Origin of the sequence: Nocardia sp. NPDC057663, assembly GCF_042799895.1 — a bacterium.
Taxonomy (GTDB): Bacteria; Actinomycetota; Actinomycetes; order Mycobacteriales; family Mycobacteriaceae; genus Nocardia.
The window spans coordinates 36,618-50,671 of record NZ_JBHVHX010000010.1; the positions used below are offsets into that span (position 1 = coordinate 36,618).

Genomic DNA, 14,054 nt, shown 5'->3' on the forward strand with positions numbered 1-14,054 from the left:
GCCACCCCCGGCGGCCTCGCCTTCACCCCCGCCGCTAAGCCCCCCGGCCTTAAGAACTCCCGGCCCAAACCCCTAAAAACCGGTTCGTCGCGTTTACCCCCGGCACCCCGCGCCTCACTGCTGTCTACCGACCAGGTCTCGCCTCAGCAGTCCGCGAACCAGGCCTTGGCGTAGCCGGCGGATTGATACGCGTAGTCCCAGGCCCAGCGGGCGGGTGAGAGATCGGGTTTCGGGTCGGCGAAGAGGAGTTCGCCCGACCAGCATTTGCCGAGGATGTAGCGGGCGCGGGAGATGTGTGGGGTGAAGGTGACGACGATGACGCGGGTCCAGTCGGTGCCGAGGCGGGCCAGTTCGCGGCCTTCGCCGAGGGTGGTCCGGGGGCTGGGGTCGAAGCAGACGACGTCGAAGCTGTAGCCGCCGTGGCAGATCCGGTTGACCATCGGACTGCGCTCGTAGGGGTTGGAGATGAGGACGCGGGGTGCGTATCCCTCGGCCGCCAGACGCAACCCGAGCTGTTCACGGCCGTCATGGGCACCGCCGAGGACCAGGATCGCGTCGGCGCGAACCGGTGAGTCGGTGCGCGGCCGCACATACACCGGCCACAGCGCGACCGCCGCGACGATCATCGCGAGCAGCAGCGCACCAGGGACGACGAGCAACCGGCGCATCGGCCGATGCTAGCCACGCGCCACCCGCCCGACCCGCTGACACGTCCGCACCCGCGAACACGCTGCATACCCACGATCCGAACCTTGCACCCCACCACACCCCATCACCGCAGGTAGCAGCCCCGAACCACCGGCAGACCAGTCGATGTCGCCCCCTGTACACCAGATGTTGCGCCCGCTCTTGCCTCACTGACGCGGCGTAGCCACGCGCGCGGCTTACCAACAGGAGTATGCGATGCACAGTCTTCGGAACGGGGTACCTGGGGGCCACGCATGCCGCGTGTATGGCCGAGCTGGGGCACGATGTGGTCGGGGTGGATGTGGATCCCGGCAAGGTGGCCAAACTGGCCGACGGTGTGGTGCCGTTCTACGAACCGGGCCTGGACGAGGTGCTGCAACGCAACCTCGCCGCGGGCAGGCTGCGGTTCACCACCGACTACGAGGACGCGGCGGCCCACGCCGACGTGCACTTCCTCGGGGTAGGCACACCGCAGAAGAAGGGTGAGTACGGCGCCGACCTGAAATACGTGCACGCCGTGGTCGATACCCTCGCGCCGATGCTGGAGCGTCCGGCGATGATCGTCGGCAAGTCGACGGTCCCGGTGGGAACGGCTGCGGCGCTGGGTGATCGGGCCCGCGCGGCCGCGAACGTCGACGTCGAGGTGGCCTGGAACCCGGAGTTCCTGCGTGAGGGTTTCGCCGTGCAGGACACCCTGCGCCCCGACCGCCTGGTCCTCGGCCTCGACCACAGCCGCGAGCGTTCGGGCTGGGTCGAGCAGCAGATCCGCGAGATCTACGCCGACCTGATCGCCGCCGAGATCCCCTTCCTGCTGACCGACCTGGCCACCGCCGAATTGGTGAAGGTCTCGGCGAATGCCTTTCTGGCGACCAAGATCTCGTTCATCAACGCGGTGTCGGAAGTCTGTGAGGCGACCGGCGCCGACGTGACGATGCTGGCCGACGCCCTCGGCTACGACGCCCGCATCGGCCGCCGATTCCTCAATGCCGGGCTGGGTTTCGGCGGCGGCTGCCTGCCCAAGGACATCCGCGCGTTCATGGCCCGCTCCGGCGAGCTCGGCGCCGACCACGCGGTGGCGTTCCTGCGCGAGGTAGACAACATCAACATGCGCCGCCGCACCAAGGTGGTCGACATGGCCGCCCGCGCCTGCGGCGGCTCGCTGCTCGGTGCCAACGTGGCGGTCCTCGGCGCGGCGTTCAAGCCGGAATCCGACGACGTGCGTGATTCGCCCGCGCTGAACGTGGCCGGGATGATCCAGCTGCACGGCGCGGTCGTCACCGTGTACGACCCGAAGGCGGTGGAGAATTCGCGCCGGGTGTTCCCGACCTTGAACTACGCCACCTCGGTGTCGGAGGCGTGCGATCGCGCCGATGTCGTCCTGGTCCTGACCGAATGGAACGAATTCACGGCATTGACTCCGGCGGACCTGGATCCGGTGGTCCGTTCCCGTTCGATCATCGACGGTCGCAATTGCCTGGACCGCGCTACCTGGCGGGAAGCCGGGTGGGTGTACGCCGGACTCGGTACCCCGTAGAGTGGCGATCCAAGCGGGGGCTGCCGGGCCATAGATCCGAGTATGCAGGCTCCGCGTGTCGTGCAGTAGGAACGAGATGGACAACTGATGAGTGCGGTATTGGGAGTATCGGTGGGGGCCGGCACAGTGCGCCTCGCGCGCCCGCAGCACGGTGGCCCCCACGGGTTCGTCCCGCCGTATTCGTTCGAGCTGCACACCATTTCGATGCCGGAGCACCAGGCCGAGGAGTCCGCGGCCGACGCGATCGCCCAGGCGCTGGCCGCTTCGCCCGAGGTCACGGCCACCACGGTCACCTTCCGCAGCGATCAGCAGGCCAGGGCGATCAGGGCCGCGATGGCGCGCCGCCAGCTCACCAACTATCAACTGGTCCCCGAAGCCGTTGCCGCCGTGCACTTCGCGCACGCGACCAGCGATATGCGCGAGGTGTCCAGCCTGGCGGTCTACGACCTGGGCAGTTCGGGTCTCACCGTGAGCGTGATCAACGCGCGCACCAGCGACGTCTACCAGTGCGAGCGGATCAGCGACATCAGCGGCGACTACCTGGATTCGCTGATCAGGGAACAGCAGATCGCCTCGGGCCGGATCGCGCATCCGGCCGATCCGGTGGGGCTGGCCGAGCTGGACGCGCTGTGCCGGGCCGCCAAGGAACAGCTGTCGAGCAACAACGCGGTGGCGCTGCCCAGCGAGCAGGGCCTGGTGCTGCTCACCCAGGAGAACTTCGAAGCGCTGATGATGCTGGCGATCGAGTCGTCGGCGCGGATGACCCGCGATGTCATCATCCGCGCGCAGCAGCCGGTGCAGGCGATCATGGTGATCGGCGGCGGCGCCCGGATTCCGCTGATCGCGCGGGTATTGGAACGCACTATCGGCGTTCCGGTGATCGTGCCCGCCGAGCCGGAGACGGCGCTGGCCCGCGGCGCGGCGCTGCTCGCCCGCCCCGCGCAGGTGCAGCAGGCGCCGGTCGGCCCCCCGGCCGCACCGATCGGTGACGTCGACGACGCGACCCCGGCGTGGTTGACCGCGCCCGCCCGCCGTCGGCCGCTCAGCGCGCTGACCAACCGCGGCCACAACCGCCGCGAGCTGAATGCCGCCGTGCTGACGGTGAGTTCGCTGGTCGTGGTCGCCGCGATCGGTCTCGGCCTGGGCTACGGGCCGGAAGTACTCGAGCGCGGCAATTCCAGCGACGGGTCGCAGGCGGTGCCAGCCACGACCTCGCCGCGTCCCTCGCCGACCGGTCCGACCTCGGCCGCGGCGCCGACCACCGACGCGATCCACGCCACAGTGGCCGCGCCGCCCACGCGCCAGCAGGGGTCCCAGACGACCACCTCGGCGTCGCCGACGCAGGGCCCCAACACCTTCACGGTGGTGCCGGGCCTGCCGCCGATCGTCGTGCCGACGCTGCCGCCGGTGGTACTGCCGGGCTTCCCGCCGCCCGACGAGTAACTCAGGTCCTGGCGTGCCTGGCACGCTGCGGTGCCACGGCGACCGGCTTGGCGCCGAACGGCCGGGCGAGCAGCACCGCGATGACGGTGGTCAACGGCACCGACAGGGCCAGCGCGATACCGCCGACCGCGGAGCGGGTGATCTCGATGGCGACGGCGTCGCCGGTGAGCACGTCGGTGATGGATCGCCCGGCGACGCTGAACAGCAGCAGCAGCGGCAGTGCGCCACCGGCGTAGGCGAGCACCAGGGTGTAGACCGTGCTGGCGATGTGGTCGCGACCGACGCGCATGGTGGCGGTGAAGATCTCGCTCCGCGACGCGCCCTCGTCGAGCGCGGCGAGTTCGAAGGCGGCCGAGGCCTGGGTGATGGTGACGTCGTTGAGCACGCCGAGCGAGCCGATGATGAACCCGGCCAGCAGCAGTCCGGTGATGCTGACGTGCTGGATGTAGGTGGCCACGTTGGTGTTCTGCTCTTCGGACAGTCCGGTGAGGTTGGTGACCTCCAGCGTCAACCACGACAGGAAGGCCGCCACCAGCATCGAGGCGAGCGTCCCGAGCAGCGCGGAACTGGTCCGCAGGTTCACCCCGTGCGCGAGGTAGAGCACCACGTAGAGGATCAGCGCTCCCGAGACCAGCGCGACCGGAATCGCGGGCTTGCCGTCGAGCAGCGCGGGGAGCAGGAACATGACGACGACGGCGAACGCGAAGACGAGCCCGATCAGCGCCCTGAACCCGCGCCACCGCGCGACGACGCAGATGACGATGACGAACGCCAGCACGATCACCAGCAGCGGCAGCCCGCGCGAGTAGTCCTCGAACGCGTACATCGTCATCCCGCTCGGATCCTCGGCCCGCACGACCCGGATCTCGTCACCGGCCCGCAGGTCGGGTTGTCCTGGCCCCGGTGCAATTTCGAACAGCGTCTTGTCACCCTTGTCAGGCCCCGACCGCAGCTCGACGATGCTCCGCTGACACGTATAGGCGGCCGTACGCGGCGGCTCGGGCGTGTCGCTGAACACCTTGCCCTGCGAGGGACTCCCACAGGGCCCGATGTCCTGCAACACCACGGTGCCCGCCTCGGTATGCACCGCCTCACCGGTCGCGGTCTGCATCGGCAACGGAATCTCGACGTGCTGCGCGCTGGGCCACAGAATCACCGTCGCCACCAACACCACCACCCCGATGACCGCGAGCAGCCCGACAACGACCTTCGCGGCGGTAGCCCCGATAGCAATGGGCCCCGAATGATCGTGATGGTGGTGGTGATGATGATCGCTCACCGGCCCGAGCTTAAAGGATTTCGTTTTCAAGAACGACCCGACGCAAACGCAAACCTCCCCGCGCCTAGGTCTGGCCTAGATTCGCGGGGAGGCGGGTTTGTGGGGGCGGCGGAGAGCAGGGGGATGTCTCCGCCGCCCGCAGGCAGGCGCCCAGGGGGGTAGGCGCGCTTACCTGAGGCTCTCGGTTGTCCAGGGGGGGTAGACAACCGGGCCGGGCGCCGAAGCGCCGAGGACTACTGTACACAAAACTTGGACTTTTGCACTAGCAGATCCCTAAAAACTCCAAGATTCCGAACACCAAGTCTGTTTTGGTCCCCCTATCCAGATGACCAGGTTGCCCAGAGCCCCCACAAACTCACAGGTCAAGGCCCCGGCGGGTGAGGTCTCACTGCCGGTAACTGGACAGGAAATTGCCGAACCGCTCGATCGCCACCGCGAGATCGCGCGCCCACGGCAGCGTCACGATCCGCAGATGATCGGTGTCGGGCCAGTTGAACCCGGTGCCCTGCACCATCAAGATCTTCTCCTGCAGGAGCAGATCCAGCACGAGCTTCCCATCGTCGTGGATCTCGTGCACGTTGGGATCCAGCCGCGGGAACGCGTACAGCGCGCCACGCGGCTTCACACACGACACGCCGGGGATCATATTGAGCCGCTCCCACGCCACATCGCGCTGCTCGAGCAGCCGCCCCCCGGGCAGGATCAGATCCTCGATGCTCTGATGCCCGCCGAGCGCCACCTGAATGGCGTGCTGCGCGGGCACGTTCGGGCACAGCCGGGACGAGGCGAGCAGGTCGATGCCCTCGAGGAAACCGGCGGCATGATCCTTGGGCCCGGTGATCGCGAGCCAGCCCGACCGGTACCCGGCCACCCGATACGCCTTGGACAGGCCGTTGAACGTCAGGCACAGCAGGTCGGGCGCGAGCGAGGCCAGCGAGACGTGCTTGGCGTCGTCGTAGAGGATCTTGTCGTAGATCTCGTCGGCCAGCAGCAACAGCCGGTGCTTACGCGCCAGGTCGACGATCTGCTGCAGCACCTCCGCCGAGTACACCGCACCCGTCGGATTGTTCGGGTTGATCACCAGCAGGGCCTTGGTCTTGTCGGTGATCTTGGCTTCGATATCGGCGATATCGGGCTGCCAGCCGTTCGCCTCGTCGCACAGGTAGTGCACCGGGGTACCGCCGGCGAGGCTGGTCATGGCCGTCCACAGCGGGTAGTCCGGGGCCGGGATCAGCACCTCGTCGCCGTTGTCGAGCAGCGCCTGCATGGTGACGGTGATCAGCTCGGAGACGCCGTTGCCCAGGTAGACGTCGTCCACATCGAGCTCGGGGAAGCCGGGCACCAGCTCATACCTGGTGACGATCGCGCGCCGGGCCGACAGGATGCCCTTGGACTCGGAGTACCCCTGCGCATACGGCAGCGCCGCGATCACGTCGCGCATGATCACATCGGGCGCCTCGAACCCGAACGGGGCCGGATTGCCGATGTTCAGCTTGAGAATGCGGTGGCCCTCGGCCTCCAGGCGCGCTGCCTGTGCGTGTACCGGCCCACGGATCTCGTAGACCACGTCCTGCAGCTTCTTCGACTGCTCGAGGACGCGCGGCGGCACATGCGGCGTTTGAGGACTCACCCGTCCCATCGTAGGGCTGAGCCGCCTCTCCGAGTATTCAGGCCAGACCTAGGCGCGGGGGGATTTGCGTTGGCGGCCGGCAGTAAGCGAGGTGGGAGGTTAGCCCGTACCCGGTGAGTTACCCATGTTCGAGCGAGATCGGGTTGTCGGGTGCCGCGACGAGCAACTCGACCCGGTAGTGGCTGGTCGGAACGGTGGACAAGCTACCGGCGTTGCCCGCTTCCCAGGGCCGCGGTTGCTACGCAGAATTCCTCGATGCGTTCGTCCAGTCCACGCGCTTCGACAGCATTGCGATAAGTCGGGGCGGCGATCCGGCGGCGTAGACCGACGAGCCGCTCGCCGAGCTGGGCGATGCGGCGGTCCTCCGGCATGCCGAGGACAGGCCGCAGGGCGTCGGCGGCGCCGTCGATGCTGCCGTTGATGAGGTGGGCCGCGGCGTTGTCGACCCGGGCCAGCGATTCGGCGCCGTAGGAGCGCTGCAGCGCGGGCCCGCTCGAGTACAGCGTGATGGCCCGTTCGGTGGCGGCCAGTGCCTGCTCGGCCCGGCCGAGCTGGATGCAGGTGGCGCCCGCGTAGTAGGCGGCCTTCGGCGCGCCGAAGCCGAACACGCCGCCGATCTCGTCGTGCAGCTCGTCGCGCCGGTCGCTCACCACGACTTCGGCCGCGCGCAGGCAGCGGTCGGTCTCGGTATCGCTGCCCAGCCGCGCCCACACCCTGGCCTCGATATTGAGCAGCCGCACCCGGGCCAGCCCCTGGCCGGCGAATTCCTGCCCGCTGCGCGCCAATTGGACCGCGTTGCGCGGCCGGTCCGACCAGTTCTCGATGAGGGCGTGCATGCCCCGGGTCCACGCCCGTAAGCCGTTGTGTCCGCTGAGTTCGGCGTAAGCCCAAGCGGCCCTGATCTGTTCGCCCGCGGCATCGAGGTAGCCGAGGTCGGTGCTCGCGTTGGCCATCAGCCCCGACAGCGTGCCCGCGAGCAGGTAGAGGTGACTGGTGTCGACCGGCTTCTGCTGCCCGTCGAGTAGTCGGTACACCCGGCGCCGCACCCGCAGCATCTCCACCATCATCGGCGCCGGTGCGGCGTGCACGTATTCGTTGGCGATGCGCCGGACGTCGGCGTCGAGCTGGGCCAGCGTCGTCGCGCCGACATTGGTGCTCTCCGCCGCGGCCGCGTGCTCGCTCGCCTCGTGCGCAGCCGCCATGATCAACTCCCTCTCCGACATCACCTCGGGCACAGCGCCTTTGACCGCACCGGCGTCGACGAAGGCGAGCAGGTCGGCGTCGGCGCCGGTGGGCGCCAAAAGAGTAGAGAAACGTGCGCGGACCACGTCGTCGGACCGAGCCAGCGACGTGTCGAGCGCGGCTTGATTCACCGGCCGTGGGCGCACACGCTCGCCACCGGCCTCCCATTTCGACACCAGTCGTTCGTGCACGCCGAGATGGGCCGCGAACTCTCGGATGCTCATTCGTTTGGCATCACGAAGAGCTCTGGCCTCTCTGCCTGTCCACTCCCCGACCACGGCGTCACCTTTCGCGACGAACTACTGGCTCCAGAGTACGAGTGCGACAGTGAGACACGCCACAGCTTCGCGGAATCGGTTGCCTGAGGCAGTGAAAGGGCGGTGCGGGGCAGTGGTCACGAGCGCGCGCACCCGCGATCCTGGAAGGGTGGAAGCCAGAACTGTCGATGACTGGGTGTCTTGCTACCAGCGCGAATTCGGGCTACCCGTTCGCGAGCGCGGTGGCTTCGTCATGCTGCCGATCACCGATCGGCTCTGTGTGGTGCATCTACCGACCACGCGGGCCGAGCTGGTGCTGGCAACGCTACGGGAGCAACGCAGGGCCGGGCCGGTGCTGGCCAGGCAGATCCGCTGGAGCCTGCTCGCCGACCCCGACGCCAGGCCGCCCGCCGAAGTGGCCACCGAACTCCGCGGCCTCGATATCGACGTCCCCGGCATCGGCAGCGCGGTCATGCTGCCGACCAGCCTGGGCCGGTGGAGCCGCGAGGGCTGTCACTGGGTGCGCCCGCCCAGCGGCGACGACGTGTTACCGCCGCTGTCGCTGGTGCTGCACCTGGCCCTGTCGGTGACTGCTCAGCGGGTCTCGAGGGCGTCGAGCGAGGCGGACGGCAACGGGAAGTTGAGGTACGACCGCGACGGTGTCGGCCCGCGCTGCCCCTGATACTTCGATCCGGCCGCCGCGCTGCCGTACGGGTGCTCGGCCGGACTGGTCAGCCGGATCAGGCACAGCTGCCCGATCTTCATCCCCGGCCAGAGCGTGATGGGCAGGTTCGCCACGTTCGACAGTTCCAGGGTGATGTGCCCGCTGAACCCCGGGTCGATGAACCCCGCCGTGGAGTGGGTGAGCAGCCCGAGCCTGCCCAGACTCGACTTGCCCTCGAGCCGCCCGGCCAGGTCGTCGGGCAGCGAGCACACCTCGAGCGTCGACCCGAGCACGAACTCGCCCGGGTGCAGCACGAACGGCTCACCCGGCTTGGGCTCGACCAGGCTGGTCAGCTCGTCCTGCTGCATGGCCGGATCGATGTGGGTGTAGCGACTGTTGTCGAACACCCGGAACAGCCCGTCGAGCCGCACGTCGATGCTCGACGGCTGCACCATCGACTCCAGCATCGGTTCGACACCGAGACGCCCAGCGGCGATCTCGGCCCGGATGTCACGATCGGAGAGCAGCACGCGCCCAGTTTAAGCAGCGGACGCCGCAGGTAGACCGCCCGCACCCCGCGAAGGGCCCACCCGGCGGGGTTCGCCCGTCCCCGGCCGAGGGGCGATCGACATGCACCGGCTCGCCCCTCGGGTCCGCGGCGCGCCGAATCCGGCGCGCCGCTCGCGACTATTGCGTCGGCTGCACGATGCCGGTAGGTCCGACCGGCGGCTTCAGTGTCGACGGCTTCGCGGTGGGCTGCACGATGCCGGTGGGTCCGACCGGCGGCTGCTGCTGTGTGGTCGGGTTCACGATGCCGGTGGGCCCGGGCGGTACCGCGGTGGTGGGTTCGACCGGCGGTGGCACGGTCTGGCCCCCGTCCTGCGCCGGCGTAGTCGGATGCTGATGTCCCGGGTCTCCGTGGCCAGGGTCCTGCTCAACCGGACTGGTGGTTGTGGTGGTCGTGGTAGTTGTGGTGCCGGTATCGGACCCGGAATCATCGGAGCACCCCGCTCCGAGCATCGTCAGCGCCGCGATCACCGAAACGAACAGAACCCGCTTCATTCGTCAGCCTTTCGTAGTCCCAGCCCGACGGCCCAGCGGACACCGAGCCGAAATATCGAGCCGGAGAACCTGTTACGCCGTACAACACGGCGCGACCGGGTGCCCGCACGACAACGCTTGCCAACTGTGCAGAACCCGTCGACGAACTGTAAAACGCGCGAATGCCGATCCGGCTCGTAATCGGCCGATGCCCACCCCCCTTACGGCACTGCGGCTACTTCGGCGGCGCCGTCATCGCCCACCTCCACGTCGGTGACCGCACGATCGGCCCGGCCACCACCGTCCTGACCTGGCCGTCGCCACCCTTACCGTGACAGTCCTCTACCGCTACTCTGAGGGGGTCCGATCAAGAGTTGACCGGCACACGAACCGGTCTGATAGAGTCGCGAACGCGCTCGATGAACGCACGCCGATGTAGTTCAATGGTAGAACTTCTGCTTCCCAAGCAGACAGCGCGGGTTCGATTCCCGTCATCGGCTCTCACGGCTAAGGCCCCGGATCGGTTGATCCGGGGCCTTCGTCGTACTCGGGTTGGTCAGCCGGCGTGCAGGGTGCGGAACTTGCTGGCGTGGAACACCAGTGGGTCGAGGTCTTCGCGGGCGGCGATGCGGTTCACGCGCAGGAGGACGACGAGGTGGTCGCCGGCGGGGACGTGGGTTTCCGGGACGCCTTCGATCCAGGCGGTGGCGCCGTCGATGAAGACCGCTTCGCCGGTGCCGCGGTGCAGGGCGGTTTCGCGGAAGCGGTCGCCGTTGCGGGCGCCGAGGGCCTTGGCCGCCGCCTGCTGGTCGGTGCCGAGGAGGCTGAGGCCCAGGTGGCCCGCGCCTGCCAGTTTGGGCCAGGTCGACGACGAGTTCTGGACGCAGAACGAAACCAGCGGCGGGTCGAGCGAGACGGGGACGAAGGTGCTCACCGCCAAACCGTGGGGGGTGCCGTCGATCTCGGCGCACACCGCGACGACCCCGCTGGGAAAGTTGGCGAAGGCCCGGCGCAGACCGTTGCCGTCGGCGGGAAAGTCCAAGAGTTCATGCATGATTCGTTGCCTCCACGGGCCGGTCGGTCAGTGCCGCGACGACGGGTGCCCAGCGCTGCGCGTACGCCTCGATGACGCCGTCCTCGGCGAAGCTGCGGTCGGCGAGGTAGAGCCCGGGCAGCGCCGCGGTCCCGCCGATCTCCACCAGCACCGGTTTGAGCAGCAGATCCGGCGCGAGTGCGTGGGTGGGCCCGGCACCGAGCATCAACGGCACGGTGATCACACCCGCCAGCCCGGTGCCGCCGTCGAACTGCTCGAGAAACAGCTTCAGCAGTCCGGTGTAGGTGGCTTTGAAGGTCGGGCTGGCGAAAACCACCAGCTCCGAGGCGGCCACGGTGCGCGCGGCCTCGGACACCGCCGGGTCGCCCCAGCCGAGCAGCCCGGGGCCGAGCGTCACGAGGTCGATCACCTCTGGCTCGGCGGCCGGGCGCAGCGCCCGCGCGACGCGCACAGCCGCATCCAGGGTGCGCGAGGCCGGTTTCGGATTTCCGACGACGACGGTCACAGTCACGGGGATGTCCTCACTCTCATATCGACCGATGCTCAGATGACGCCGTGCAGCGGCGGCGGGCGATCCTGCAGCACCGCGCGCCCGATGTGCTGGTACTTCCAGCGGACCGGATCGTGCAGGGTGTGGGTGCGGGCATTGCGCCAGTAGTGGTCGAGCCGGTGCGCGGCGACGGCGCTGCGCGTTCCGCCCACCTCGAAGATCGCCGCCGACACCTCGTTCGCAGCACGATCGGCGAGGATCTTCGCCGTCGCGACCGCGATCGAAGCCTGCGCGGCGTCATGTCCCGGGCCCGGCGCCACATCGGTCAGCCTCGCCGGGCCTTTCGCGGCATCGGTCAGTCCCGCCGGGCCTCGCGCCACGTCGGTCGCCCCCACCGGACCTCGCGCCACGTCGGTCGCCCCCACCGGACCTCGCGCCACGTCGGTCGCCCCCACCGGACCTCGCGCCGCATCGGTCGGCCTCGCCGGGCCTTGCGCCCCATCAGTCAGTCCCGCCGAGCCTCGCGCCACGTCGGCCGCTCGCGCCGGGCCGCGCGCACCATCGGCCGCTCTCGCCGGGCGTACCGCCTCGTCGACCGCCCCACCGGCAACGACCAGCGCCGCCTCCGCCGCGGCCACCGACACAGCCAGCTCCCCGAACCGCTGCACGACCAGCGGATCGTCGACAGCATGCGCGACGTCCGCCTCGAACCACGGCCTGCTCCGCGTCCGCACGAACTCGGCGGCGGCGTCGAGCGCACCGCGCGCGATACCCGCGTCGATCGCGGCATGCAGCAGCTGCGCGAAGGCCCCGTATCCGGTCGGCGCCTGCACCGCGGCGGCCCGTGCCACCAGCTGTTCGCGGCCGACCTGCACCCGCTCGAACTCGACGGTTCCGCTACCGGTCGTTCGCTGCCCCAGCGCATCCCAGTCGTCGACGATGCGCACGCCCGGTTCCAATGCGGCGACGAAGGCCACGTACTCCCCCGGCTCCAATCCCGAAACCCCCTGCGGATCATCGAGTCTGGTCAGCACGGCGAGTACATCGGCGAACAGCGACCCGGTGCAGTAGTACTTCGTCCCCTCGACGCGGAACCGCCCGTCGGCACCAGGCCGCAACGTCGTCGCGATCTCGGCAACAGTCGCCCCACCCCGTTCGGACTGCGCGTTCGCGATCCGCGCACCCGCGAGCACCCGCCCGAAGTACTCCCGTTGCTGCGCGGGAGTTCCCGCCAGCCGCAACAGGTTCAGATACACGAAGTGGCTGTGCGGCACCTGCGCGATGTTGGGATCGGCCGCCGCCAGGATGCGGAAGACCTCGGCGACCACACTCGGCGGCAGATCGGCGCCACCGAAGGCCGCGGGCACCGTGATCGCCAGCAAGCCACTGGCCGAGAGCTGGTCCAGCTCCTCGTGCGGCAGCCGGCGCGCGTGATCACGTTCGGCCGCGCCCCGGGCGAATTCGTCGGCGAGTTCGGCGGCGATCGCCAATGCCTGTGCGGCCGTGGTGATCCGCTCGGCGGTCACCACCGTCATCAGCGTCCCGCCGCGACCGGGGTTGCGGCGGCCTCCAGTTCACGCACCAGCGGCAGCACCTTGGCGCCGAAGTACTCGATCTCCTCCTGGAAGTGCAGGAACCCGGCCAGGACCAGGTCGACACCAAGCGCCCGGTACGCCACGATCCGCTCGGCGATCTGCTCCGGCGTGCCGATCAGGCCGGTGCGGAAGCCGTCGTTGTACTGGACCAGATCCTCGAAGGTCGAGTCGGCCCACATGCCCTTGCGATCGGTGGTCGTCGCACCCGCCTGCTGCACCGCGTCGCGGAACCCGTGCACCGCAGGCTTGTTCGCCTTGTCGACGATCTCGCGCAGGGTGTCGCGGGCTTCCTTCTCGGTGTCGCGGGCGATGATGAACCCGTTGAGCCCGAACTTCACCTCGCGGTCGTTGGCCCTGGCGACCTCACGCAGATCGTCCAATTGCTCGGTGACTCCGTCGAAGTCCTTGCCGTTGGAGAAGTACCAGTCGGCGTAGCGGCCACCGTTGCGGCGCGCCGCAGTGGAGTTACCGCCTTGGAACAGTTCGGGATTCGGTCGTTCGGGCGTATTGAGCGGCTTGGGCTTGAGCGTGAAGTCGCGGATCCGGTAGAAGTCGCCGCCGTAGTTCACCGCGTCCTCGGTCCAGATCTTGCGGATCACCTCGAGGAATTCGGCGCTGCGCCGGTAGCGCTCGTCGTGCTCGAGCCACGGCTCGCCCAGCGCCTGGAACTCACCGGCGAACCACCCGGACACAACATTGATCGCGAACCGGCCACCGGACAGATGATCGGCCGTCGCCCCGAACTTCGCCAGGACCGCCGGATGCCACAACCCCGGATGCACGGCCGCGATCACCTTGAGCCGCTCGGTCGCCCCGAGCAGCGCGAGGCTGAACGAGGTCGACTCGTGCTGGAACTCGGCGCCGTAGGAGGCGGTGTAGCGGACCTGCGAGAGCGCGTAGTCGAAACCGTTGCGCTCCGCGGTCTGCGCGAGCTTGCGGTTGTACTCGAAATCCCAGCTGGTCCGCTGCTCGATATCGCTGGTCACGAGCCCACCGCTGACATTGGGGACCCAGTACGCGAACGAGACCTGATCGGCGATTCTCTCCGTGGTCATGATGGCTCCTGTCGTCGACGGCGCTTTCAGTGCAACACCGGCGACCGAGCCCGACGAGAGTTTGAATCGGCGCGATCGATAGG

At 68.8% G+C, this 14,054-nt stretch carries 13 protein-coding genes and 1 tRNA gene; 4 read left to right on the forward strand and 10 right to left on the reverse strand.

Annotated features, from left to right (window positions below; translation table 11 throughout):
• Positions 1-143 precede the first annotated feature (143 nt).
• Positions 144-668, reverse strand: coding sequence for a YdcF family protein (locus ACFVAV_RS21365; RefSeq protein ID WP_379036772.1), 525 nt, complete (start codon positions 666-668; stop codon positions 144-146).
• Positions 669-898: 230 nt separating this feature from the next.
• Here ACFVAV_RS21365 and ACFVAV_RS21370 point away from each other — a divergent pair, with 230 nt between their 5' ends.
• The gene (locus ACFVAV_RS21370) at positions 899-2,221 is read left to right on the forward strand and encodes a UDP-glucose dehydrogenase family protein (protein WP_379036774.1); all 1,323 of its coding nucleotides are present in this window, start codon (positions 899-901) and stop codon (positions 2,219-2,221) included.
• Positions 2,222-2,308: 87 nt separating this feature from the next.
• Positions 2,309-3,664: an Hsp70 family protein gene (locus ACFVAV_RS21375; protein ID WP_379036775.1), complete on the forward strand. Its 1,356-nt coding sequence runs from the start codon at positions 2,309-2,311 to the stop codon at positions 3,662-3,664.
• 1 nt (position 3,665) lies between these two features.
• Here ACFVAV_RS21375 and ACFVAV_RS21380 read toward each other — a convergent pair whose 3' ends face one another.
• The 3 genes from ACFVAV_RS21380 to ACFVAV_RS21390 all read right to left on the reverse strand — a co-directional run bounded on the left by ACFVAV_RS21380 (position 3,666) and on the right by ACFVAV_RS21390 (position 8,039).
• Positions 3,666-4,943 (reverse strand): YibE/F family protein, encoded by a 1,278-nt coding sequence (locus ACFVAV_RS21380; protein WP_379036776.1) that lies wholly within the window; start codon positions 4,941-4,943, stop codon positions 3,666-3,668.
• Between the two features lie 385 nt (positions 4,944-5,328).
• Positions 5,329-6,582, reverse strand: a complete 1,254-nt coding sequence (locus tag ACFVAV_RS21385; protein ID WP_379036777.1) for a pyridoxal phosphate-dependent aminotransferase — start codon at positions 6,580-6,582, stop codon at positions 5,329-5,331.
• Positions 6,583-6,776: 194 nt separating this feature from the next.
• Positions 6,777-8,039: a helix-turn-helix domain-containing protein gene (locus ACFVAV_RS21390; RefSeq protein WP_379036779.1), complete on the reverse strand. Its 1,263-nt coding sequence runs from the start codon at positions 8,037-8,039 to the stop codon at positions 6,777-6,779.
• A gap of 202 nt (positions 8,040-8,241) precedes the next feature.
• Here ACFVAV_RS21390 and ACFVAV_RS21395 point away from each other — a divergent pair, with 202 nt between their 5' ends.
• On the forward strand, positions 8,242-8,754 hold the full coding sequence (locus ACFVAV_RS21395; protein WP_379036780.1) for a hypothetical protein: 513 nt from the start codon (positions 8,242-8,244) through the stop codon (positions 8,752-8,754).
• Here the strand turns inward: ACFVAV_RS21395 and dcd are convergent.
• Together dcd and ACFVAV_RS21405 are read right to left on the reverse strand one after the other, a co-directional pair.
• Complete coding sequence (dcd, locus tag ACFVAV_RS21400; RefSeq protein ID WP_379036782.1) at positions 8,667-9,266, reverse strand: dCTP deaminase; 600 nt, start codon at positions 9,264-9,266, stop codon at positions 8,667-8,669. The genes ACFVAV_RS21395 and dcd overlap by 88 nt on opposite strands.
• Before the next feature lie 157 nt (positions 9,267-9,423).
• Positions 9,424-9,798, reverse strand: coding sequence for a hypothetical protein (locus ACFVAV_RS21405; RefSeq protein ID WP_379036783.1), 375 nt, complete (start codon positions 9,796-9,798; stop codon positions 9,424-9,426).
• 408 nt (positions 9,799-10,206) lie between these two features.
• On the opposite strand from ACFVAV_RS21405, the gene ACFVAV_RS21410 reads away from it, so the two are divergent.
• Positions 10,207-10,277: transfer RNA gene (locus tag ACFVAV_RS21410), tRNA-Gly, on the forward strand.
• A gap of 56 nt (positions 10,278-10,333) precedes the next feature.
• Here ACFVAV_RS21410 and ACFVAV_RS21415 read toward each other — a convergent pair.
• The 4 genes from ACFVAV_RS21415 to sfnG are packed head-to-tail and all read right to left on the reverse strand — an operon-like array spanning position 10,334 to position 13,971.
• A complete protein-coding gene (locus ACFVAV_RS21415; RefSeq protein WP_379036784.1) occupies positions 10,334-10,831 on the reverse strand; it encodes a flavin reductase family protein in 498 nt (165 codons plus the stop codon).
• Positions 10,824-11,342, reverse strand: a complete 519-nt coding sequence (locus ACFVAV_RS21420; protein WP_379036785.1) for an NADPH-dependent FMN reductase — start codon at positions 11,340-11,342, stop codon at positions 10,824-10,826. The genes ACFVAV_RS21415 and ACFVAV_RS21420 overlap by 8 nt, the downstream gene beginning before the upstream one ends.
• 32 nt (positions 11,343-11,374) lie before the next feature.
• On the reverse strand, positions 11,375-12,856 hold the full coding sequence (locus ACFVAV_RS21425) for an acyl-CoA dehydrogenase family protein (RefSeq protein WP_379036786.1): 1,482 nt from the start codon (positions 12,854-12,856) through the stop codon (positions 11,375-11,377).
• Positions 12,856-13,971 carry a dimethylsulfone monooxygenase SfnG gene (gene sfnG / locus ACFVAV_RS21430; RefSeq protein ID WP_379036787.1) on the reverse strand — a complete coding sequence of 372 codons (1,116 nt, stop codon included), beginning with the start codon at positions 13,969-13,971 and terminating at the stop codon, positions 12,856-12,858. Before sfnG ends, ACFVAV_RS21425 begins: the two co-directional genes overlap by 1 nt.
• Between the last annotated feature and the right edge of the window lie 83 nt (positions 13,972-14,054).